Origin of the sequence: Prescottella equi, from assembly GCF_020171745.1 — a bacterium.
Taxonomy (GTDB): domain Bacteria; phylum Actinomycetota; class Actinomycetes; order Mycobacteriales; family Mycobacteriaceae; genus Prescottella; species Prescottella equi_A.
In genome coordinates, this window is sequence record NZ_JAIVAH010000009.1 from 1 (window position 1) to 21522 (window position 21522).

Consider the following 21522-nt stretch of genomic DNA (forward strand, 5'->3'; position numbering starts at 1 on the left):
CGGCCGCGTCGGTGTCGCGCACCGTCACCCACGACGACCACGAGATGACCATCCACGACAGCGTGGTCCGCACCAGTCACGGAAGGAATGCCGATGAGTATCGAGATCCTGTTGGCCGAACGCGAGATCGCTCGCGGAGTCGTCCGGTTCGCGCGCGCGATGGACGACCGCGACTGGCCGGTGCTGCACGAGATCATGCTGCCCGACGCCACCGCCGAACTCGGGACCGGAACGCTGCACGGCCCCGGCGAGGTGGAGACCGCGATCCGCTCGTTCCTCGACGACTGCGGGCCCACCCAGCATCTGCTGGGCAACATGCTGATCGACGTCGACCTGGCGGCCGGCACCGCGTCCAGCCGCACCTACGTCTCGGACCTGCACCTCGGCGTCGGAGATCTTCGCGGCCTGAGCTTCTCGACGCTCGGCGACTACCACGACGAGTGGCGACTCACCGACGGCGCGTGGCGAATGAGCCACCGCACCAAGCACATGCGCGGCACTCAGGGCGACATCGCGGTGCTCGGGGCCGGTCCCGGCCACTGGAACGGCGGGACGTCGCCGGTGGACCCGCGCACCGCCGCGGCCGACATCGAGGCGATCCAGGCGCTCAAGGCCCGCTACTTCCGGCTCATGGACACCAAGGACTGGGACGGGCTGGCCGCCGTGTTCACCGACGACGTCGCGATCGACATGACGGAGACCGGTGGCGGCGTGACCGATTCGGTGGCGGAGTACATGCCGTTCCTGCGGGCAAGCATCGAGGATGTCGCCACCGTTCACCACGGCCACATGCCCGAGATCACGCTCACCTCCCCCACCACCGCGACCGGCGTGTGGGCGATGGAGGACAAGCTGTGGTGGCCGGACGGCGCACCTGTGCGCAGCCTGCACGGCTACGGGCACTACGTCGAGGAGTACCGCAAGATCGGCGACGGCTGGCGGATTTCGTCGATGCGGCTGACCCGGCTGCGGACCGACACTGCCTGAACGGAATCGACGTCCGATCCTGAAGGATTCCTCTCGCTGAGCGACGGAAATCCTTCAGGATCAACGTAACGCTCGACCGATTTGCCCGATACCGTCTGCACAGGGGGCCGGAATTCCGGTGTGCAACGGGGAGGAATCATGTCGAGATATCGAGTCGCCGTGCTGGGGATCGTCGGACTGTCGAGCATCGCCGGCTGCGGAACCACGGACGCGTCTCCCCCGACGAGCGGGCCCGAATTCCGGACGAGTCTGCTGCCCGACGCCTCGGAACTGCCCACGGGCGCCGTTGTCGAACAACTCCCGCGCGAGGACCAGATGGTCCTCAGCCTCAAACTCGACGCACCCAGCACCGGCGACGGTTCGGAGCTGACGACCACGAGGTTCGATCCGCCCGCGTGCGAGGCCGAGAACGTCTACTCGGACGGTGCTCGGATCGGGCTGGTCGAGAACGGTTCGGCCGCCGGTGCTCTCCTCGGGGACGACCGCGCCTACATCATGTTGGTCAGCGAGACCGACCTGGACGTACAACGCATGGCCGATGCCCACACCGGGGCATGCTCGACGTACACCGTCACCTACGACGACCCCGCCTCCTTCGGTCGCACGGTACGCACCGAGCGACTCGATCTCCCGCCCGCGCTCACGTCGGAGAACGCCGTCATCGTCTCCGAGCTCACGCACTCCGACAACCCGAAGTGGGCCGACAAAGAGGTGCTGCTGGGGTACGCCGCGGTCGGCGACTACACCGTGCTGGTGCTGGCGTATCACGGCAAGGAGTTTCGTACCGAGTTCGACGACGTGTTCACCCGGACTGTGGAGAAGGTACGCAGTCACGTGTGAGCGGACGAGTCAGGACAGGCCCGGGACCACCGGCGCCCCGCAGTTCGGGGTCGTCGGACGCCCCATGACCCGGTCGTCGAGCCACTTGTAGGCGGCGGGCATGCCCAGCAGCGCGAAGCCCACGTGGTCGACACCGGGCCCGGAGACGAACTGGACGTCGACGCCGCGCTCGCAGTACTCCTGCACCACGCCGGTCATCGCCCAGTCCGGGATGAGCGTGTCCTTGCTGTCGTGGAAGACGTACAGCGGCATGTCCGGGGTGTCGGCCGTGCGGCCCAGCGAGTTGAGCTCGAACGCCTCACGCACGCTGGGAACGTCGGGGATGTTGCCCACCGTCGAGTACGAGGCGAGGCTGACGTTGTTCGTGTTCTTCAGCAGATCGGGCAGGCACTGGTTGGTCAGGCCGGTCGCGAAGGCGATGCCGTCCGCGTTCAGGTAGTCCTGCGGGCGCACCTTCTCCGGGTACGCGCGGGACAGGCCGAGCAGCGAACCCCACGCGGTGAAGCCGGCCGCCGGCTGTCGCGCGCTGAGTTCGGCGAGGTTGCCCGGGACACCGCCCTCTGCGGCGCCGATGATGTTCAGCTCCGGCGCGTACGACGCCTTGAGCTGCGTCGCCCACGCCGTCGCCTGCCCGCCGCCGGAGTAGCCGTACATGACGACCGGCGACGTCGACAGGCCCAGTGGCGCGTGCCGCTGCGCCGCCCGGATCCCGTCGAGCACGGCATGACCCGCCTGGTAGCCGGCGATCCAGGCCATCTCCGGGCCCTCGTAGTCGGTGGCGACCACGGCGTAGCCGAGCGCGAGCATCGGCGCCACGAGCGCCAGGTCGGAGTCGGTGCCCTGAGTGAGTTCGACGGATGGGTTGCACTGCAGCCCCAGCGAATCCGTGGGCACCTGCAGCGAGAGCAGCGGCCGCTCCCCCGGTCCCGTCCAGGGCCGGTTCGGGACGATGACGGTGGCCGCGGTCGACTCGGGAGCCCCGTGCGCGTCCGAACTGCGCACCAGCAACTGTGTCGTGGTGACGACGGGCCACGCCGTGTTCGCCGGGTAGCGCACCTCGGCCGACCGCGCACGGATGACGTCACCGGGGGCGTAGTCGGCCAGGTTTCCGGGTTCCTGATACCAGCCGTCCGCCAGTGGAACCGGTCCCGGCAGAGGCGGATTCGGCGCCGCAGCGGCGGGGCCGGCTCCGAGGGACACGGTCACGGCGAGGGCGCCGAGCGCGGCGCCGAGCGACCCGGTGAGTTTCATCGTCGATTCCTGCCAGTCGTTGAACGTTTGTCCAAGATCGTCGGGTCGTTTCTAGCAGGCAGTCGGCCCGCCGCCCCGGAATCGAGCGTGAACACGCCGCGAATCCGTCAGGCCGGGCGGCCACCCGTCCGGCCCAGCAGCCGCATCGCGTCGAACGGCGCGTAGCCCTTGATGTCGTTGTCGAAGTAGACGAACGTGTCGCGCCCGGACGCGGTCCAGCCACGCACCTTCTCGGCCCACCGGTCCAGGGCCTCGTCGGTGTACCCGCTCGCATACAACTCCGCGTCGCCGTGCAGGCGGGCGTACGCGAAATCCGCGGTGTCCTCGTCGATCCGCGGGTACTTCCCGGCGGTGTCGGCCAGCACGACGGCGACACCGTGGTCGCGGGCGATCGACACCATCTCCGGGACCGCGAAACTCGGGTGCCGGACCTCGAGGGCGTGCCGGATCGGGCGATCGGCGTCGGTTGTGGCGAGAACGCGGTCGTCGGAGAGCTTGTCGTCGCGGCGGGCCGCGAGCGCGCAGGCCGCCGTCGTCGTGCGCGGCAACAGGGTCAGGAACTCCTCCAGCACCCGGGCGTCGAACTGCATGTTCGGTGGCAGCTGCCACAGGATCGGCCCGAGCTTGTCGCGCAATGCGAGGACGCCCGCGGCGAAGAAGTTCGCGAGCGGCACCTCGACGTCCTGCAACCGGCGGACGTGGGTGACGTAGCGGCCGCCCTTGACCGCGAAGACGAAGTCGTCGGGCGTCTCGTCATGCCACTTCGCGAAACTCGACGGCTTCTGCAACGCGTAGAACGACCCGTTGATCTCGATCGACGTCAGGTGCTCGGCGGCGTACCGCAGTTCGTCGCGGTGCACCAGGCCCTTCGGATAGAACCCGCCGCGCCACCCCGGGTACACCCACCCGGAGATGCCGACACGGACGTCCGCCATGCGGCCGCAGTGTAGTCCGTCCGAGGGACGATTCCTGCGACTTGGGAACTCCTGTCTGCAGGTCGGGGTACCTTACTGATCGCCAGATTCGAGATGTAGGGGGAGTTTCTCCATGTGGGGTTCAGATCCGAGACGTGCGGCGCGACGCCGACTGCGCCGGGGCGTGCTGGGCGCGTCGCTGGCGGCGCTGGTGGCACTGCCGCTGGCCGGGGAGGCGCTGGCCGCACCCGGTAGCGCCGGTAGTGCTGGTAGCGCTGGGGAGGCGACGGCCGCACCCGGTAGCGCCGCGAGCAGCGGCAGCCTCGGCAGCGCCGCCGGTGGATCGAGCGGCAGCGCGGCCGCCAGTTCCGACAACGGCAGCGTGGTCGCCGGGTCCGTCATTCCCGGCCCGCTCCAGAACGAGCACCCGCCGCTGCCGCCGCTGCGTGACGACATCACCACCGCGGCGATCACCGCCGAGCAGCAGAAGACCGAACGGCTCGTGCGCTTCACCGTGGCCTCTCCGGCGCTGCGCCGCGAGGTCGGAGTGGAAGTGTTCCTCCCCAAGGACAATTCGGTGCCGCGCCCGTCGATCTACGCGCTCGAGGGCGTCGACGCCGGCGAGGACACCAGCGGCTGGGTCACGATGGGCGGAGTCCCGGCCTTCTTCGAGGACAAGAACGTCAACGTCGTGATGCTCAACGGCGGCGTATCCGGGCTCTACACCGACTGGGACCGGATCGATCCGGGCGTCGGACTGCACAAGTGGGAAACCTTCGTCACGCAGGAACTGCCCGCGCTGCTCGACGCCCGGCTGCACACCAACGGGGTCAAGTCGCTGCTCGGGATCTCGATGGGCTCGCAGGGCGCGATGATGCTCGCGCACCGCAATCCCGGAATGTACCGCGGCATCGCGGCATTCAGCGGGTGCTACTCGACGGTCGACGACCTGGGCCGGCTCAGCGTGCAGTCCACGGTGTCGTCACGCGGCGGCGACATCGCGAACCTGTGGGGCGAGGTCGGCGGACCCGGATGGGTCGCCCACGACAGCGTCCGGAACGCCGAGGCACTGCGCGGCATGGACATCTACGTCTCGGTGGCGTCGGGGGTGCCCGGCCGGTACGAGGATCCGGCGGCGTCCGACTGGTTCGACCGGGTGTTCATCGGCGGCCCGATGGAAGTCATGGCGAACGGTTGCACCCGTCTCCTCGACACCCGGCTCGACGAACTGAACATCCCCGCGACCTTCGAGTACGAGGCGATCGGGATCCACGGGTGGTCGTACTGGCGGGATCGGCTGCCGCAGGCGTGGCCGACGCTCGCTCGATCGCTCGACCTTCCCGTCTGATCAACGACACGACCGCACGACCGCAAGAAGAAAGGGCCCCGCACGGACGAATCCGTGCGGGGCCCTTTCGCGTCGAGCACCACCTACAGGGTGATCAGGCCTTCGGGATGAACGCCTTCAGCGGCTCCGAGGCCGACCAGTCGTGGCCCCAGTAGCTGTCCGCCGTGATCTCCTCGGCGGTGTAGAAGGTCTCGTCGACCAGCATGCCCTCGGTGCCGAACTCGAGGTCCCAGCCTCCGGGAGCACGCACGTAGAACGAGATCATCTTGTCGTTCGTGTGGCGACCCAGGGTCGAGGAGATCGTGAAGCCGTTCTTGGCGACACGGTCCAGCGCCTGGCCGACGGCGTCGAGGGTGTCGACCTCCGTCATCAGGTGCACCAGGCCGGGCTCCTCCGTCGGCGGCGCCGGGCACAGCGCGAGGCTGTGGTGACGCTGGTTGACGCCGAGGAAGCGGACGCGCGAGACGCCGTCCTGCAGCCGGATGGCGCCACGCGGGAGGAAGCCGAGCACCTCGGTGTAGAAGGCGTACGACTCGGCGAACTTGGCCGTCGGCAGCACGACGTGGCCGAGGCCCTGCTCGCCGGTGACCCAGCGGCCGCCGTGCGGCGTGACGACGGGGCTGTGGTCGAGCACCGGGCCGAAGAACACCTCGACACGTGTGCCGGCCGGGTCGTCGAACGCGATGACCTTCTCGGCGTCGCGGTAGTCGGCCTCTTCGAGAGAGAGCTCCTCCACCGCGATGCCTGCCTTCTCCACGGCCTCGCGGACACGCTGCAGCGCGAAGTGATCTCGCACCTCCCAGCCGACCGCCAGAGCCTTGTCGGTCTCGCCCGGCAGGACGATCAGGCGCGCACGCCGCTCGTCGAGACGCAGGTAGAGGCCGTCCGGGTCGGGACCCGAGCCGGTCGCCATGCCGAGGCCGTCGACGACGAGTTCACGCCAGCGAGCGATGTCCTGGGTCTGAATTCTGAGGTAACCGAGACCCCGAATGTCCGTCATATCAATCCGTCCCTGAGTGAGGAATTCAGCTGGGTTCGAACTAGATCATCGAACGGTGGACGCCCTGCGGCTCACCACCGAGCTGGGTCAGCGCCGACGCGTGGTTGATCGAGCCGGGCACGTGGATGGCGTGCGTGAGGCCGACGTGCGCGTCACGCCAGAAGCGCTGCAGCGGCAGCGTGACCTTCATGGCGCCACCACCGGCACGAGCGAAGATCTCGTCGAGGGCGCTGACGGCGCGCCACGCGGCGTTGGTCTGGGTGCGGCGGCCGACGGCGCGCTCCTCGAAGGTGACCTCCTGGCCCTTCTCCGTCTTGTCCCAGAAGCGGTCGACGGTCTCGAGGATCGACACCTTCGCAGCGTTGATCTCGTCGGCAGCCTGACCGATGGCGTAGAGGACGTACGGGTCCTCCTTGATCGGGACACCGGTGACCGCGACGCGCTCCTTCTGCGCAGCGATGTACAGCGCGAGACCGCCCTGGCACATGCCGATCAGCGACGAGGAGATGCCGAGCGGGAAGATGCAGGAGAACGGGAACTTGTACAGCGTCTCGTCGCGGCCGGCGTGCTTGGCACCGTTGCCGCTGAGGACGATCTCGGAGTCGATCGTGCGGTACTCGGGGATGAAGGCGTCCTTGACCGTGAAGTCCTTCGAACCGGTACCGCGCAGGCCCACGACGTTCCAGCTCTCGTGGTCGACGGTGTAGTCGGCCTTCGGAACCAGCACGTGCAGGATCTTGCCGGTGGGCACGCCCTTCTGGTCACCGACGAGAGCACCGATCATGACCCACTCGCAGTGGTCGTTGCCGGTGGAGAACGACCAGCGGCCGTTCAGGATGTAGCCACCGTCGACCGGCACCGCGACACCCATCGGGGCGTACGGCGACGCGATCCAGGTGTCGACGTCCTCGCCCCAGACCTCGTGCTGCGCCTTGGGATCGAAGAAGGCCATCTCCCACGGGTGGACACCGACGATGCCGGAGACCCAGCCGGTGGAGCCGTCGACGGCGCCGAGGGCCATGGCCGTCTCGGCGAACTCGCGCGGGTGCGCCTCGAGTCCACCGAACTCCTTCGGCTGCAGCATCCGGATGACACCGGCGTCGCGCACGCGCTTCGCGTTGCCGTCCGAGAGGCGCATCAGCTTCTCGCCCTCGATGCCACCCTCGCGGATCTCGTCCGCGAACTGCATGATGTTGTCCAAAACCTGACCCATTGCTATCAGCTCTCTCTCTGCGATCTCACGGCGACGCGGATCAATTCTTAGCGGCCAGACCGACTGCACTCAAGGGCAATTGGTCTCTCCTGTCCTCCGGCAAGCTCGGGCGACCGGCCCAGACGAGAATCTCGGTTCGGGTGCGCCGTGAGGCTTGGCATGCGCGCGGCATGCTCGAGGAAGCTGGAATGGACACCGGCGACGAGCGAGTCCACCGTGGTGTCCCGGGTTTCCGCATCCAGGTGCCGGACGGTGCCTGCAAGCATGGCGCCCTCCTGGTGCGGATCGGGGATCAACGCATCCGATGCGCTGATCGTGTGTATCGAACGGTCCCAGGAATCGGCCCGGGAGAACAAAACATCTCCCGCTCAGCGGGACTGGAATTCGGCCACGTCAGAGCCTGTTTCCCAGTCCCACTGAGTGAGCATTTCGAGAGACTTTCGGACTACTTCTTACTACTTCTTCCCGGCCCCGTCGACGCGCTTCGCGTCGCCGTCGGCAACGTGGTTCGCGGCCACGTAACCGAACACCATCGAGGGGCCGATGGTAGCGCCGGCGCCGGCGTACTCGTTGGCCATGACCGACGCGGACGTGTTACCCGTCGCGTACAGACCGTCGATGGCCGAGCCGTCCTCGCGCAGCACGCGCGCGTCGGCGTCGGTGACGAGGCCACCCTTGGTGCCCAGGTCGCCGGCCTCGACGCGGATGGCGTAGAACGGGCCCTTGACGATCTCGTCCATGGCCGGGTTCTTCATCGTCGGGTCGCCGTAGTACTGGTCGTACGCGCTGTCGCCGCGGCCGAACTCCTCGTCCTTGCCGGTGCGGGCGTAGCCGTTGAACCGGTCGACGGTCTCGAGCAGGTTCTGCGTCGGCACACCGATCTTCTCGGCCAGCTCGCTCAGCGAGTTCGCCTTGTGGACGATGCCCTTGTCGTAGAAGGCCTGCGGGAACGGCGCACCCGGCAGCACCTGCGCGAACGGGTACCGCGAGCGAGCCTTGCTGTCCATGATGAAGTAGGCCGGGACGTGGCCACCCTCGATCTGGTCGTGCACGAAGTTCACGTACGGCGCCGACTCGTTGGTGAAGCGCTTGCCGTCCTTGTTCACGATCACGGAGGGAGGGATCGAGCGCTCGGACACCAGCGGGATGACCGCACCCATCGGGTGCATGACCGACGGCATCCACCACGCGTCGTCCATGAGGTCGACGGCCGCACCGAGCTTCTGGCCCGCCACGATGCCGTCGCCGACGTTCTCCCGGGCGCCCATGCTGATGTTCTCGACGCCGTTCTCGGGCAGGTGCTGCGCACGCATGGCGTTGTTGTGCTCGAAACCGCCGGTGGCCAGCAGGACTCCCTTGCGGGCACCGATGCGCACGACCTTGCCCTCGCGCTCCGCGGTGATGCCGACGACGGCACCCTTGTCGTCGACGATCAGGTCCTTCATCGACGTCTGCAGCCACAGCGGAACGCCGGCATCCTTGAGCGCCATGCGCATCCGCGCGACGAGCGCACGACCACCGGTGGACATGTGGCGACGACGGATCACGTTGGACGACACCCGCCACGCCGCGACGAGCGACGCCCGGCGACCGGCCCAGGTGCGCTTGACCATCGCGAGGTCGTGGTAGTCCTTGCTCGTCACCCACAGGCCCAGCGGGCCCTTCATGCTGTTGGGGCGCTGGAACTTCTCGTCCTCACCGAGCTTGCGGGTGTCGAACGGGGTGCACTCCACGGTACGGCCGAGCGGGCGTCCGCCGTCGTACTCCGGGTGGTAGTCGGAGTAGCCCTTGACCCAGTAGAACTCGACGTGGGGGCTGCGCTCGAGCAGTTCCATCATCGGCGGGCCGTTGTCGATGTAGGCGTCGAGACGCTCGTCGGACACCTTGCCCTCGGTGACGATGTCGAGGTAGCGACGGATCGATTCCCGCGAGTCACCGGCGCCCTTGCGGACGAGTTCCGGCGCGTTGGGGATCCAGATGCCGCCGCCGGAGATCGCGGTGGAGCCGCCGTAGGTCTTGCCCTTGTCGATGATGAGGGCCGACATGCCGCGGTTCGCGGCGGTGATGCCGGCGACCATGCCGCCGCCGCCGCTGCCGACCACGAGGAAGTCGACGACGGTGTCGAAGTTCTGGTTCTCAGCCATGGTGATTGTTCAGCTCACTTACGGTCGCGCAGAAGGAACGAGAGCACGGACGCAACCCAGGCGTCGCGGGCCTCGATCATGGTCCAGTGACCACAGTTCGGGAAGACGTGGAACTCGGCGTTGGGGATGTCGCGCATCGGCAGCAGACCGAGATCGACGGGGCTGACCCGGTCGTCACGGCCCCAGGTGAGCAGCGTGGGGGCCTTGATCTTGCCGAACTGAGCCCAGTACGGGGTTCCGTCGGCCTGCGCGTTGGCCGCGGCCATCGCGGCGAAGGCCTTGCTGCTGTACATGCGGCGGGCGATCTCGAGCGTCTTCGGCTCGGTCGCGAGCGCCCAACGCTCCTCGATGAGCTGCTCGGTCACGACGGCGCGGTCGTAGACCATCGAGTGCAGCCAGCGGACCAGACTTTCGCGGGTCGGGTTGTCGGTGAACTCCATGAGCAGCTTGATGCCCTCGCCCGGATTCGACGACAGCACGTTCTTGCCCATGCCGCCGATCGAGACGAACTTGTTGACGAGTTCGGGACGCGCGATCGCGATGCGGGCGCCGACGACACCGCCCATCGAGTTGCCGATGATGTCGACCGGACCCAGGCCCAGGCCCTCGAGGAAGACCGGCACCGCGTTGACGGCCTCGACCATGGGGTGGCCGTCGCACGGATCGGACACGCCGAAGCCGGGGAACTCGAGGACGTAGCAGGTGAAGTGCTCCGCGAAGTCCGCGAGGACGCCGCGGTAGTTGCGCCAGCCGGTGACGCCGGGGCCGGAGCCGTGCAGCAGCAGCAGCGGCGGACCGTCGCCGGCCTGGTGGTACCGGAGCACACCCTGATCGGTGTGCAGTTCCCGCTTGGAATCCTCGTAACTGATCTCAATAGCCATCGTCAGCCTCTGTCCGTCGCACTCTGTCCGTTGCAAATTAGAAATGTCATCCGGGTCACAGCCCATCCGGCGGAAGGGTGCCAGCCCGCGTCGAAGTGGGCCATATCGCATCCCGATCAGCGAGACCATCCCTTCCCGTGGGCACCCCCCACGGGGGTGGTTCCGCTGATCGAGACAGCAATTCAGGGCTGCGGAGGTGCAGCCATACGCTCGCAAACATCGACTTCGGCGCACCCGGCGCCGCGCAGTTCCCCCGAATCGGAGGTGGCCCCATGTCCACAGAGGCGATTGCACAGGAGATCACGCTGGGAGCTGAGCCCACTCCGGCGGACATGCGACGCGTGATGGGCCAGTTCGCGACGGGCGTGACCGTCGTGACGGGTCTCGACGACGAAGGCCCCGTCGGCTTCGCCTGCCAGTCGTTCGCCTCCGTCTCGCTGGAGCCGCCGCTCATCCTGATCTGCGCCGATCACCGCGGCCGGGCCTGGCCCCGCATCCGCGAGACCGGCCGCTTCTGCGTCAACGTCCTGCACGAAGATCAGTCCGATCTGTGCTCGCGGTTCGGCTCGAGCAAGGGCCTCAAGTACGAGGACCTCGACTGGGAGGTCTCCCGCTGGGGCACCCCGTCGTTGCCGGACGTGCTGATGCGTGTGCACGCCGAGGTGCACGAGGTCCACGTCGCCGGCGACCACGACATCATCATCGGCCGCGTGCTCGAACTCGACACGGTGTGCGAGGAACGCCCGATGGTGTTCTTCCGCGGCAAGTTCGGCATCGGAGCCCCCGAGCTGGTCTGACCCGCAGACTTTTCGTACCAACGGGAACTGGCGGCACCCTTCCGAAGTGGAAGTGTGCCGCCAGTTCCCGTTGGTGCGGTTGCGGGGTCAGGCCCCGACGCGATCGATCAGATCCACTGCCCACTCTGGATCGACAGCAGTCGATCCATCGCGTCCGCGGACCAGGTGTTGACGGGCGGCTCCGGTGCCCGGCGCGCACGCCGGGGCGCACCCATGTCGGGGTAGAGCGTGCGCGACACCTCGCGGGCCGCATCGACCACGAGCGGCGCGACGCGCTCGAGCTGGGCGGTCCGCGCGTCGCCGCACAGCGAGATGCCGGCGACCGGACCGTCGTAACCGCGAACGGCGACACCGACACAGGCCACGCCGCGAACGGATTCGCCGCGCTCGAAGGCCAGGCCCCGACGCTGCCGGATCCGGTTGAGCTCCTGATGCAGGGTCGCGACGTCGGTGATGGTCCGGTCGGTGCAGCGACTCAGACGCGCGTCGTACAGGCTGTCGACCCGCTCGGGATCGAGCCACGCGAGCATCGACTTGCCGCCCGCCGTCGAGTAGGCCGGGCCGCGTCCGCCGACCCGCGAGGGCAGCGTCGACGCGAAGCGACCGCCGACCTTGTCGAGGTAGACGCTCTCGCTGCCGTCGAGCACCGCGAGGTGGACGACCATGCCGGTCTGCATGTGCAGTTCGTGCAGCAGCGGCGCCGCGGCGGCACGGATCTCGCTGTGCCCGCCGTCGCCACCGCCGAGGCCGAGCGCACGGCGACCGAGGCAGTAGCCGAACGAGGCGTGTTCCACCCAGTTCAGCCGCACCAACTGATCGAGGATTCGGTGCACGGTCGAGCGCGGCAACTGCGTACGGCACGCCACTTCTTCGAGCGTGAGCCGCGACGCGCGACCGTCGAACGCGTCGAGGATCAGGGTCATCCGCTCGACCATCGAAGGCGGCAGTTCACGACGCGGGGCCGGCGTGGTGACCGACTCACCGGAATCGACGACTGTCATCGACACCTCCAAGCAACATCTGAGCCCCTGGTCAGAGGGGCAATCCGACGCAAAACTGAAATCAATTCTGTCAGGCTAGCAGGTATGTCCCGCTAGGCGGGACTTTTTTCTGGTCGATTGTTTGTCCGAATCGGACACCCCCATCATGACCTGGCCGCCCGCTGGGCGCCGACCGAGCGGATCAGACTCCCGGTGACCGGAAAAACGGGCGCGGGGGCGCGCACCCTCCGGTAGAACGAAGCGATACCGGCCGATCCAGCAACGGAGCTGTAGGGATGCACATCGGAATCGTCTCCCCCGTCGTGGTCCTGCACCCCGACGCACACTCCCCGTGGGAGCGCGCCGCCGGTATCGCGGATCTCGCCCGCATCGCGGAAACCGCGGACCGTCTCGGCTACCACCACCTGACCTGCAGCGAACACGTCGCGGTCCCGGTGGACGTGGCCGCAGCCCGCGGCGGCACGTACTGGGATCCGCTCGCAACGCTGGGCTACCTCGCCGCGCGGACCACCACGATCCGGCTCGCCACCCAGGTCCTGGTGCTCGGGTACCACCACCCGCTCGAGATCGCCAAGCGCTACGGCACGCTCGACGTCGTGAGCGGTGGACGGCTCATCCTCGGCCTGGGCGTCGGCACCCTGCGCGAGGAGTTCGACCTGCTGGACGCCCCGTTCGAGGACCGCGGGGCCCGCGCCGACGACGCCCTCGCCGCCCTCCGCACGTCGCTGTCGCGCAGCCTGCCCGAGTACCACGGGACCTACTACGACTACGAGGGACTGCTCGTCGAACCGCACGCCGTGCAGGACCGGGTGCCGCTGTGGATCGGCGGCCGGACGATGCGGTCGCTGCGCCGCGCCACGACGCACGGTGACGGTTGGGCGCCGTTCGGCCTGAGCGTCGACGAACTTCGTGGCATGCTCGAAAAGGTCGACATCCCAGAGCACTTCGACGTCGTACTGAGCATGGGTGCACCGCTGGACCCGTTGGGGGCACGCGACCGCACGATCCGGGCGCTCGAACGCCGGCGCGAGGCCGGGGCCACGATCGCGAGCGCATCGGTCTCTGCGACCGGATCCGCGCACTACTGCGATCAGCTCGAATCCCTGCACGAACTCGGTTCCGAGCTCGGCATCGAGTTCGATCCTGCACCCCGCTGACCGCTCGGCCACCGCACCACCGAACCCGGGACGCGACGCGAACCGGGCTTCACGGCAATGCATTTCACGTTTCACCTGATAGCTGGACAAACACCGAAGGAGATCCGATGACCGATACCGCTGCGCTCGTCCAGTCGCTGATCGAGCGGGTTGAGCTGCTCGAGGACAAGCTCGCGATCCAGGAGCTCATCACCGCGTACGGCCCGGCCGTCGATGCCGGCAACGCCGACAAGGTCGGCGCCCTGTGGGCCGAGGATGCGGTGTACGACATCGACATCCGCAACATGAACGGTCGCGCGGAGATCATGGAAATGGTCCGCACCAGCCCGCACCAGGACTACATCAAGAACGGTTGCGGTCACCTGCTCGACCCGATCAACATCGTGGTCGACGGCGACACGGCCGTCGCAACGTGCCACTCGCAGCTGCTGCTGCGCAACCCGAACGAGGATTCGTTCCGGGTCTGGCGCGTGACGGCGAACCGCTTCGACCTGAAGAAGATCGACGGTGTGTGGCAGATCCAGCGTCGCACCTCGCGCGTGCTCGACGGTCGCCCCGAGGCGCCCGAACTGCTCGGCCGCGCCGGTAGCTGACCTCCACGCGAAACGGCCCGCCTCACGAATCGTGAGGCGGGCCGTTTCGTCGTTACCCGAGTGGCTCTACTCGGCCACAGCTTCGAGAGTCGCCTTGGCCCAACGGTAATCGGCCTTACCTGCAGGAGACCGGACGACCTCGGGGACCACGACGAGGGTGCGCGGCACCTTGTAGCCGGCGATCTGGGTACGGCAGTGCGCGATCACCTCGTCCTCGTCGAGATCGTCGACGCCGTCGCGGGCGGAAATGACGGCCGACACCCGCTGCCCGTACATGGGATCCGGGATGCCGGCGACGAGTGCGTCGAGGACGCCGGGATGGCTCTTGAGCGCCTCCTCGACCTCCTCGGCGTACACCTTCTCGCCGCCGGTGTTGATGCACGACGATCCGCGGCCGAGTACGACGATGGTGCCGTCCGCCTCGACGCGGGCGAGGTCGCCGAGCACGGACAGACGCACGCCGTCGACGACCGGGAACGTGGCGGCCGTCTTCTCCGGGTCGCCGAAGTATCCGAGCGGCACGTGTCCGGCGCGGGCGAGGTAGCCGACGTTGTCGGAACCGGGCTCGATCGTGGAGAAGTCGGTGTCGACGACGCGCGCCTTGGGCGACGGCGGCATCCGCAGCAGGCCGTCCTCGTCCTTCTTGAGCTCACCGTCGTTGCCGGACTCGGACGAGCCGAACGCGTCGCGGAGGTAGACGTTGGGCAGCAGCTTGTTGAGCTTCCCGCGGACACTGGCCGACCACAGCGCACCGCCCGAACCGATGATCCACAGCGAGCTCAGGTCGAACCGCTCACCGTGCTCCTCGATCGCGTCGGCGAGCGGACGCGCGATCGCGTCGCCGACCACCATCACGGTGTTGATCTTGTGCTCGTGGACCAGCTCGAGCGCCTCGACCGGGTCGTACTTGGACATGAGGACCTGCTTGGAGCCCATGAACATGCAAGTGAACAGCGAGTACGACGCGGCGCCGTGCATCAGCGGCGCGGTCACCAGGTAGGTCATCGCGAACTGGTTCGCGGCCGCGGCGGCGCCCAGCTCGGCGGGCGACAGGATGGGGTCGCCACCCATGATGGCGCCGCCGGCGAGGGCGGCGTGGTAGAAGTCCTCGTGCCGCCACATCACGCCCTTGGGCATGCCGGTGGTGCCGCCGGTGTAGATGACGTAGAGGTCGTCGGCGCTGCGCTCCGGGAAGTCCCGCTCACCGGACTGCTCGGCCGCGGCCTTGTGGTAGTCGACGACCGAGACATCGGCGGCGGCAGCGGCTTCCGCGAGCGCGGGCCCGGCCGGCTCGCCGACGAGCACGATGTGCCGCAGCTCGGGGCACTTGGGCAACACGTCGGCGATGACGTCGCTGAACTCGCCGTCGGCGATGACGGTGGCCAGCTTCGCGTCGTTGTAGAGGTAGGTGAGCTCCGCGTCGACGTAACGGAAGTTGACGTTCACCGGGACGGCACGGATCTTGAGGCAGCCGAGCAGCGATTCGACGAACTCGAGGCTGTTGCGTGCGTGCAGGCCGACGTGGTCGCCGGGCCCGACGCCCTGAGCGGCGAGATGGTGGGCGATGCGGTTCGCCGCGGCGTCGAACTCGGCGAACGTCCGGGATTCGGATCCGCACACGAGCGCGACCTTGTCCGGTACGGCATCGATCACGGCTTCGGTCAGGTCAGCGAGATTGAGAGTCATACCTTGGTCCTTCGGTGAATCGCACATCGAGCAACAGTGCGTTCTACCACAAACCACGCCCTCGTGTGCCTGAGATCACAACCCAGCGAGTAGAACATATTCCGTTTAGTTGATCAATAGCTCGGCGAAGAATTTCGGGATTCCCCCAGCGCGGGAGACAGCGTCTGGCGCATCATCTGCGGGAGCGCACACCGGGTCGGCGAGAACGAGATCGGCCGAGACCCTTGTGCCAAAACTAGAATGAATACTAGTTTGAGTGCATCGCACGGAACCTGAAGGAGCCTGACATGGTGGATTCTCTGAGCTTGGCCGGTAAGACGGCCATCGTCACCGGCGCCGGGGCCGGTCTCGGCCGCGCCGAGGCGCTCGCCCTGGCCGAGGCCGGGGCCGCGGTCGTCGTGAACGACATGGGCTCCGCAGCCCACGACGTCGTGGACGAGATCAAGGCTGCGGGCGGACAGGCCCTCGCCGTCACCGGCGACGTCTCGGACTGGTCGCTCGGCGGACGCATGATCGACGAGGCCGTCGCGAACTTCGGTTCGATGGACATCCTGGTCAACAACGCAGGCATCCTGCGCGACAAGATGATCTTCAACCTGTCCGAGTCGGACTGGGACGACGTCATCCGCGTGCACCTCAAGGGCCACGCCGCGACGTCGCACGCCGCCGCGGTGCACTGGCGTCAGGCGAGCAAGGACGCCGACGGCCCGATCTACGGTCGCGTCATCAACACCTCCTCCGAGGCGTTCCTGTTCGGCTCCGCCGGGCAGCCCAACTACTCGGCCGCGAAGGCGGGTATCACCGCCCTGACGCTGTCGACCGCGGCCGGCCTGTCCCGCTACGGCGTGCGCGCCAACGCGATCTGCCCCCGGGCCCGGACGGCGATGACGGCCGAGGCCTTCGGCACCGAGAACAACACCGGTGCGCAGGGCCTCGACCCGCTGGCCCCGGAGCGCGTCGGCACGCTGGTGAGCTACCTCGCGTCGCCCGCGTCGGACGAGATCAACGGCCAGGTCTTCGTGGTCTACGGCAAGATGGTCGCGCTCATGGCCGCACCGCAGGTCGAGAACCGTTTCGATGCAGCCGGTTCCGCGTTCTCCGTCGAGGAGCTCGCGGGCCAGATGACGCCGTACTTCTCGGGCCGCGGCCCGTACGAGACCTACGCCGCGTACAGCGTCGCGGGCCTCGAGAAGATCGCCCTCGCCACCGACGCGCCTGCCGGCGTCTGATCGGGACGGGGGGCTCCTCATGAGGCTTCAGGGCAAGGTCGCCATCGTCACCGGCGGCGCCGGTGGCATCGGTCGCGCGATCACCCGAGTGTTCTCCCGCGAGGGCGCGAAGGTGCTGTTCGTCGACATCCACGAAGAACAGGGTCGAGAACTCGAAAAAGAGATCGCGGACGCCGGCGGCGAGGGCAAGTTCCTCAATGTCGACATCTCGCAGAAGGATTCGGCAGAGGCGATCCGCGACGCAGCGGTTGCGGCGTTCGGCCGGATCGACATCCTGGTGAACAACGCGCACGCGTCCCGTCAGGCGCCGCTGCTCGAGCAGACGCAGGAGATGTTCGACCTGTCGTTCGGCACCGGCTTCTACCCGACGGTGCATCTGATGCAGGCCTGCTACCCGCAGCTCAAGGAGTCGAAGGGGTCGATCATCAACTTCGGCTCCAGCTCGGGGCTCGAGGGCATGCCGACGCAGACGTCGTACGCGGCGGCCAAGGAGGCCATCCGCGGCGTCAGCCGGGTCGCCGCCAACGAGTGGGCCGCCGACCAGATCCGCGTCAACGTGCTGTGCCCGTTCGCGGCCACCGAGGGAGTCGTGGCGTGGCAGAAGGCGTTTCCGGAGCGGGCGGCCGCGACGATCGCCAAGGTCCCGCTGCAGCGCATCGGTGATCCCGAGACCGACATCGCGCCGATCGCACTGTTCCTGGCGAGCGACGACTCGAAGTACATGACGGGCCAGACCGTCATGGCGGACGGCGGCAGCCTCAAGCTCCGCTGATCGCAGTCCGACACATCATGTCCGAGGTGTTCCAATTTTCCGGAACCGCCTCGGAGCCTCCTCTGTCGGCGGTATAACCCTGGCAGCTCGCCCTGTAGGGCGAGTGACCTACCAAACCGCCGACAGAGGAGATCCATGACCGAAAGCCGGGCGAACAGAGCTGCTGCAACTCGGGGGGTTGCATCCGTCTCACGCCGCCGATTCCTTGCAGGTGCAGGCATGACCGCGGGAGCCATTGCGCTCTCGTCGATGTCGACCTCCGCCTCCGCTGCCCCCAGCCGCACCCTCGCCGACGGCGACCGCGTCCCGGCACTCGTCATCGGCAGTGGTTACGGCGGAGCCGTCGCCGCGCTGCGGCTGACGCAGGCCGGAATCCCCACGCAGATCGTCGAGATGGGGCGCAGCTGGGACACCCCCGGCGCCGACGGCAAGATCTTCTGCGGGATGCTCAACGCCGACAAGCGCTCGATGTGGTTGGCCGACAAGACGGATCAGCCGGTCAGCAACTTCATGGGCTTCGGCATCAACAAGAGCATCGACCGGTACGTCGGCGTCCTCGATTCCGAGCGCTTCTCCGGCATCAAGGTCTACCAGGGTCGCGGCGTCGGCGGCGGCTCGCTCGTCAACGGCGGCATGGCGGTCACCCCGAAGCGCAACTTCTTCGAGGAGATCCTGCCCTCGGTCGACTCGAACGAGATGTACAACAAGTACTTCCCGCGCGCCAACACCGGTCTGGGCGTCAACAACATCGACCAGGCCTGGTTCGAGTCCACCGAGTGGTACAAGTTCGCGCGCACCGGCCGCAAGACCGCGCAGCGATCCGGCTTCACAACGACTTTCGTGCCCAACGTGTACGACTTCGAGTACATGAAGAAGGAAGCCGCGGGCCAGGTCACCAAGTCGGGTCTCGGCGGCGAGGTCATCTACGGCAACAACGCCGGCAAGAAGTCGCTCGACAAGACCTACCTGGCGCAGGCCGCGGCCACCGGGAAGCTCACGATCACCACCCTGCACCGCGTCACCAAGGTCGCGCCGGCGGCCGGCAGCGGCTACAGCGTGACGATGGAGCAGATCAACGAGCAGGGCGGCGTCGTCGCCACCAAGGTCGTCACCGCGGACCGCGTCTTCTTCGCGGCCGGCAGCGTCGGCACCAGCAAGCTGCTGGTCTCGATGAAGGCACAGGGCCACCTGCCCAACCTGTCTTCGCAGGTCGGCGAGGGCTGGGGCAACAACGGCAACATCATGGTCGGCCGCGCCAACCACATGTGGGACGCCACCGGCTCCAAGCAGGCCACGATCCCGACGATGGGCATCGACAACTGGGCCGATCCCACCGCGCCGCTGTTCGCGGAGATCGCTCCGCTGCCGGCCGGGCTCGAGACGTACGTCAGCCTGTACCTGGCCATCACGAAGAACCCCGAACGTGCTCGTTTCCAGTTCAATTCGGGAACCGGCAAGGTCGATCTCACCTGGGCTCAGTCGCAGAACCAGAAGGGCATCGACATGGCCAAGAAGGTCTTCGACAAGATCAACAAGAAGGAAGGCACGATCTACCGGACCGACCTGTTCGGCGTGTACAAGACGTGGGGCGACGACTTCACGTACCACCCGCTGGGCGGCGTCCTGCTGAACAAGGCGACCGACAACTTCGGCCGTCTGCCCGAGTACCCCGGCCTGTACGTCGTGGACGGCTCGCTCGTCCCCGGCAACGTCGGCGTCAACCCGTTCGTCACCATCACCGCGCTCGCCGAGCGCAACATGGAGAAGATCATCTCGACCGACATCCAGTGACGAACCGCCTGCCCGCGTCCACCGCACCGGCCGTGCGGGGGACGCGGGCGGGCCCCGGTCTGCGATAGCCTTTTCTCGAACGATCCCAATCGACCACGTCGTGAACGCGTCGAAACGGATGAGAGGACATCGCGATGTCTACCCGTTCGAACTACACCGAGGGCACCCCCAGTTGGGTCGATCTGCAGACCTCGGACCAGGCCGGAGCCAGGGACTTCTACACCGCACTGTTCGGTTGGTCGTACGACGACCGCCCGATGCTCGAGGACACGGTGTACTCGATCGCGACGCTGCGGGGCGAACAGATCGCGGCCATCGCGCCGCTTCCCGTGGGCGCCCCACCCGCGGACACCCCGTCGACCTGGAACACCTTCCTGGCGGTGGACGACGCCGACGCGTCCGCCGCGAAGGTGGAACCGGCCGGCGGACAGCTGATCCTCCCGGCGTTCGACGTCGGGGATGCCGGGAGGATGGCGTTCGTCGCGGATCCGACCGGCGCGCAGGTCGGCCTGTGGCAGGCCCGCACGCACATCGGCGCCTCGCTGGTGAACGAACCGGGCACCCTGATCTGGAACGAACTGATCACCGACGACGCGTCGTCGGCGCTCGCCTTCTACGCCGCCGTCGTGGGCCTGGGCAGCGCGGTGATGCCGATGCCGGACGGCGAGTACACCGTCCTGCAGGTCCACGAGGACGGGGTGGGCGGGTGCATCGCCCCACCACGCCCCGACGTCCCCAACCATTGGCACGTCTACTTCTGCACCGAGGACGTCGACGCGACCGTCGGCACGGCGGCGAAGGAGGGCGGCGCGCTGATGGCCGACCCGTTCGACATGGCGACGGTGGGCCGGATGGCGGTGCTCGCCGATCCGCAGGGCGCGGTGTTCAGCGTCATGCAGCCGGAGACCGCGTCCTGACCGCGGTCAGTCGATCCCGAACAGGCGCACGGCGTTGTCGTGCACCACGGCGCGCACCCAGTCGTCGCCCAGGTCGAAGCGGGTGAGCGCCTCGAGCGCGTCGAGGTACGAGTACGGGATGTTGGGGAAGTCGCTGCCGAACAGAATTCGGTCCCCCAGGTCCCGCAGCCGCGGGACCTCGTGGCGCGGGAACGGGACCTGCGCCTCGGTGAAGTCGGTGAACGCCATCGTCGTGTCCAGCTGCACCAGCGGGTAGCGGTCGGCGAGATCGAGGAACTCGACATACTCGGGCATCCCCATGTGCGCGACGATCAGCGCCAGGCGCGGGTGCCGCGCGAGCAGGGTGGCGATGCGGTCGGGGCCGGTGTAGCGGCCGGGAGCGGGTCCGGAGCCGCAGTGGATCACGATCGGGATGCCGCTGTCCTCGAGCAGTCCCCACACCGGGTCGAGGAGGGGATCGTTCGGGTCGTAGTCCCCCACCTGGATGTGCGACTTGAACACCCGGGCACCCGCCTCGAGCGCCGACGCCACGTACTGCGGAGCCGACTTCTCCGGGTAGAAGGTGGCCGTGTGCAGGCAGTCCGGGGTGCGCGCCGCGAAGTCCGCCGCCCACTGGTTGAGCCAGGCCGCCATCTCGGGCTTGTGCGGATAGAGCATCGACGTGAACCGGCCGACGCCGAAGTCCCGCAGGTGCGCGACCCGTGTCTCCTCCTCCGACCGGTACCGGATCGGCCATTCGCGGCCGGTGAGCGGACCGGCCGAGTCGAAGTAGGCCCACACCTTGTCCATGACGTTCTTGGGCATGAAGTGGGTGTGCACGTCGATCAGGGTGGACAGGCCCAGTTGCTCGCGGAACGCGGCCACACCGGCCGTCTCGGATTCCCGGTCGAGTTCCGTCGTCACCACCGATTCACACACGTTCGGACCCCTCTCGTCTCGCGCAGTCCGGGTGGCCCCGAACACACCTGCCGACCCTAGTCTCGGCACGTTTGCGCTGAGTG

The 21522-nt window shown here is 67.8% G+C and carries 19 protein-coding genes; 10 read left to right on the top strand and 9 right to left on the bottom strand.

The window, feature by feature from the left end; genetic code table 11:
* The first annotated feature begins 93 nt into the window (after positions 1 to 93).
* Together LCL87_RS25785 and LCL87_RS06715 are read left to right on the top strand one after the other, a co-directional pair.
* Positions 94 to 987, top strand: a complete 894-nt coding sequence (locus LCL87_RS25785; RefSeq protein WP_510850703.1) for a nuclear transport factor 2 family protein — start codon at positions 94 to 96, stop codon at positions 985 to 987.
* A gap of 138 nt (positions 988 to 1125) precedes the next feature.
* Entirely contained in the window at positions 1126 to 1827 is a 702-nt protein-coding gene (locus LCL87_RS06715) for a hypothetical protein (protein ID WP_225017970.1), read from the top strand.
* Between the two features lie 9 nt (positions 1828 to 1836).
* Here the strand turns inward: LCL87_RS06715 and LCL87_RS06720 are convergent, their stop codons facing one another.
* Positions 1837 to 3078, bottom strand: a complete 1242-nt coding sequence (locus LCL87_RS06720; RefSeq protein ID WP_225017971.1) for a lipase family protein — start codon at positions 3076 to 3078, stop codon at positions 1837 to 1839.
* Between the two features lie 107 nt (positions 3079 to 3185).
* A complete protein-coding gene (locus tag LCL87_RS06725) occupies positions 3186 to 4013 on the bottom strand; it encodes a DUF72 domain-containing protein (protein ID WP_225017973.1) in 828 nt (275 codons plus the stop codon).
* Positions 4014 to 4125: 112 nt separating this feature from the next.
* Here LCL87_RS06725 and LCL87_RS06730 point away from each other — a divergent pair, with 112 nt between their 5' ends.
* Positions 4126 to 5340, top strand: coding sequence for an alpha/beta hydrolase (locus LCL87_RS06730; protein ID WP_225017975.1), 1215 nt, complete (start codon positions 4126 to 4128; stop codon positions 5338 to 5340).
* A gap of 94 nt (positions 5341 to 5434) precedes the next feature.
* On the opposite strand, the gene bphC is transcribed toward LCL87_RS06730, so the two are convergent.
* From bphC to LCL87_RS06750, 4 genes are all read right to left on the bottom strand, one after another.
* The gene (gene bphC / locus LCL87_RS06735) at positions 5435 to 6340 is read right to left on the bottom strand and encodes a biphenyl-2,3-diol 1,2-dioxygenase (protein WP_225017977.1); all 906 of its coding nucleotides are present in this window, start codon (positions 6338 to 6340) and stop codon (positions 5435 to 5437) included.
* A gap of 40 nt (positions 6341 to 6380) precedes the next feature.
* Entirely contained in the window at positions 6381 to 7553 is a 1173-nt protein-coding gene (locus LCL87_RS06740) for an acyl-CoA dehydrogenase family protein (RefSeq protein ID WP_225017979.1), read from the bottom strand.
* Positions 7554 to 8008: 455 nt separating this feature from the next.
* A complete protein-coding gene (locus LCL87_RS06745; RefSeq protein ID WP_225017981.1) occupies positions 8009 to 9697 on the bottom strand; it encodes an FAD-binding protein in 1689 nt (562 codons plus the stop codon).
* 14 nt (positions 9698 to 9711) lie between these two features.
* Positions 9712 to 10578 carry an alpha/beta fold hydrolase gene (locus LCL87_RS06750; protein WP_225017983.1) on the bottom strand — a complete coding sequence of 289 codons (867 nt, stop codon included), beginning with the start codon at positions 10576 to 10578 and terminating at the stop codon, positions 9712 to 9714.
* Positions 10579 to 10850: 272 nt separating this feature from the next.
* Here LCL87_RS06750 and LCL87_RS06755 point away from each other — a divergent pair, with 272 nt between their 5' ends.
* The gene (locus LCL87_RS06755; RefSeq protein WP_225017985.1) at positions 10851 to 11375 is read left to right on the top strand and encodes a flavin reductase family protein; all 525 of its coding nucleotides are present in this window, start codon (positions 10851 to 10853) and stop codon (positions 11373 to 11375) included.
* A 107-nt stretch (positions 11376 to 11482) separates the two neighbouring features.
* Here the strand turns inward: LCL87_RS06755 and LCL87_RS06760 are convergent, their stop codons facing one another.
* On the bottom strand, positions 11483 to 12376 hold the full coding sequence (locus LCL87_RS06760) for an IclR family transcriptional regulator (protein ID WP_225017987.1): 894 nt from the start codon (positions 12374 to 12376) through the stop codon (positions 11483 to 11485).
* 275 nt (positions 12377 to 12651) lie between these two features.
* On the opposite strand from LCL87_RS06760, the gene LCL87_RS06765 reads away from it, so the two are divergent.
* Both LCL87_RS06765 and LCL87_RS06770 read left to right on the top strand, forming a co-directional pair.
* Entirely contained in the window at positions 12652 to 13533 is an 882-nt protein-coding gene (locus LCL87_RS06765) for a TIGR03619 family F420-dependent LLM class oxidoreductase (RefSeq protein WP_225017988.1), read from the top strand.
* 107 nt (positions 13534 to 13640) lie between these two features.
* The gene (locus tag LCL87_RS06770; protein WP_225017991.1) at positions 13641 to 14126 is read left to right on the top strand and encodes a nuclear transport factor 2 family protein; all 486 of its coding nucleotides are present in this window, start codon (positions 13641 to 13643) and stop codon (positions 14124 to 14126) included.
* A 66-nt stretch (positions 14127 to 14192) separates the two neighbouring features.
* Here the strand turns inward: LCL87_RS06770 and LCL87_RS06775 are convergent, their stop codons facing one another.
* A complete protein-coding gene (locus LCL87_RS06775) occupies positions 14193 to 15812 on the bottom strand; it encodes an acyl-CoA synthetase (RefSeq protein ID WP_225017993.1) in 1620 nt (539 codons plus the stop codon).
* Between the two features lie 287 nt (positions 15813 to 16099).
* On the opposite strand from LCL87_RS06775, the gene LCL87_RS06780 reads away from it, so the two are divergent.
* The 4 genes from LCL87_RS06780 to LCL87_RS06795 all read left to right on the top strand — a co-directional run bounded on the left by LCL87_RS06780 (position 16100) and on the right by LCL87_RS06795 (position 20521).
* A complete protein-coding gene (locus LCL87_RS06780) occupies positions 16100 to 17041 on the top strand; it encodes a 3-oxoacyl-ACP reductase (protein ID WP_225017995.1) in 942 nt (313 codons plus the stop codon).
* A 19-nt stretch (positions 17042 to 17060) separates the two neighbouring features.
* Complete coding sequence (locus LCL87_RS06785) at positions 17061 to 17813, top strand: SDR family oxidoreductase (RefSeq protein WP_225017997.1); 753 nt, start codon at positions 17061 to 17063, stop codon at positions 17811 to 17813.
* 219 nt (positions 17814 to 18032) lie between these two features.
* Entirely contained in the window at positions 18033 to 19604 is a 1572-nt protein-coding gene (locus LCL87_RS06790) for a GMC family oxidoreductase N-terminal domain-containing protein (RefSeq protein WP_510850704.1), read from the top strand.
* 134 nt (positions 19605 to 19738) lie between these two features.
* Complete coding sequence (locus tag LCL87_RS06795; RefSeq protein ID WP_225018000.1) at positions 19739 to 20521, top strand: VOC family protein; 783 nt, start codon at positions 19739 to 19741, stop codon at positions 20519 to 20521.
* A 6-nt stretch (positions 20522 to 20527) separates the two neighbouring features.
* On the opposite strand, the gene LCL87_RS06800 is transcribed toward LCL87_RS06795, so the two are convergent.
* Positions 20528 to 21424: an amidohydrolase family protein gene (locus tag LCL87_RS06800; protein WP_510850711.1), complete on the bottom strand. Its 897-nt coding sequence runs from the start codon at positions 21422 to 21424 to the stop codon at positions 20528 to 20530.
* Positions 21425 to 21522 lie beyond the last annotated feature (98 nt).

What these genes read in the sequence shown, in the direction of transcription:
- LCL87_RS06720 (WP_225017971.1), bottom strand. Translation starts at nt 3,078, where the DNA reads ATGAAACTCACCGGGTCGCTCGGCGCCGCGCTCGGCGCCCTCGCCGTG.
- LCL87_RS06775 (WP_225017993.1), bottom strand. Translation starts at nt 15,812, where the DNA reads ATGACTCTCAATCTCGCTGACCTGACCGAAGCCGTGATCGATGCCGTA.
- LCL87_RS06770 (WP_225017991.1), top strand. Translation starts at nt 13,641, where the DNA reads ATGACCGATACCGCTGCGCTCGTCCAGTCGCTGATCGAGCGGGTTGAG.
- LCL87_RS06755 (WP_225017985.1), top strand. Translation starts at nt 10,851, where the DNA reads ATGTCCACAGAGGCGATTGCACAGGAGATCACGCTGGGAGCTGAGCCC.
- LCL87_RS06780 (WP_225017995.1), top strand. Translation starts at nt 16,100, where the DNA reads ATGGTGGATTCTCTGAGCTTGGCCGGTAAGACGGCCATCGTCACCGGC.
- LCL87_RS06725 (WP_225017973.1), bottom strand. Translation starts at nt 4,013, where the DNA reads ATGGCGGACGTCCGTGTCGGCATCTCCGGGTGGGTGTACCCGGGGTGG.
- LCL87_RS06745 (WP_225017981.1), bottom strand. Translation starts at nt 9,697, where the DNA reads ATGGCTGAGAACCAGAACTTCGACACCGTCGTCGACTTCCTCGTGGTC.
- LCL87_RS25785 (WP_510850703.1), top strand. Translation starts at nt 94, where the DNA reads ATGAGTATCGAGATCCTGTTGGCCGAACGCGAGATCGCTCGCGGAGTC.
- LCL87_RS06785 (WP_225017997.1), top strand. Translation starts at nt 17,061, where the DNA reads ATGAGGCTTCAGGGCAAGGTCGCCATCGTCACCGGCGGCGCCGGTGGC.
- LCL87_RS06790 (WP_510850704.1), top strand. Translation starts at nt 18,033, where the DNA reads ATGACCGCGGGAGCCATTGCGCTCTCGTCGATGTCGACCTCCGCCTCC.
- LCL87_RS06740 (WP_225017979.1), bottom strand. Translation starts at nt 7,553, where the DNA reads ATGGGTCAGGTTTTGGACAACATCATGCAGTTCGCGGACGAGATCCGC.
- LCL87_RS06715 (WP_225017970.1), top strand. Translation starts at nt 1,126, where the DNA reads ATGTCGAGATATCGAGTCGCCGTGCTGGGGATCGTCGGACTGTCGAGC.
- LCL87_RS06750 (WP_225017983.1), bottom strand. Translation starts at nt 10,578, where the DNA reads ATGGCTATTGAGATCAGTTACGAGGATTCCAAGCGGGAACTGCACACC.
- LCL87_RS06795 (WP_225018000.1), top strand. Translation starts at nt 19,739, where the DNA reads ATGTCTACCCGTTCGAACTACACCGAGGGCACCCCCAGTTGGGTCGAT.
- LCL87_RS06730 (WP_225017975.1), top strand. Translation starts at nt 4,126, where the DNA reads ATGTGGGGTTCAGATCCGAGACGTGCGGCGCGACGCCGACTGCGCCGG.
- LCL87_RS06760 (WP_225017987.1), bottom strand. Translation starts at nt 12,376, where the DNA reads ATGACAGTCGTCGATTCCGGTGAGTCGGTCACCACGCCGGCCCCGCGT.
- bphC (WP_225017977.1), bottom strand. Translation starts at nt 6,340, where the DNA reads ATGACGGACATTCGGGGTCTCGGTTACCTCAGAATTCAGACCCAGGAC.
- LCL87_RS06765 (WP_225017988.1), top strand. Translation starts at nt 12,652, where the DNA reads ATGCACATCGGAATCGTCTCCCCCGTCGTGGTCCTGCACCCCGACGCA.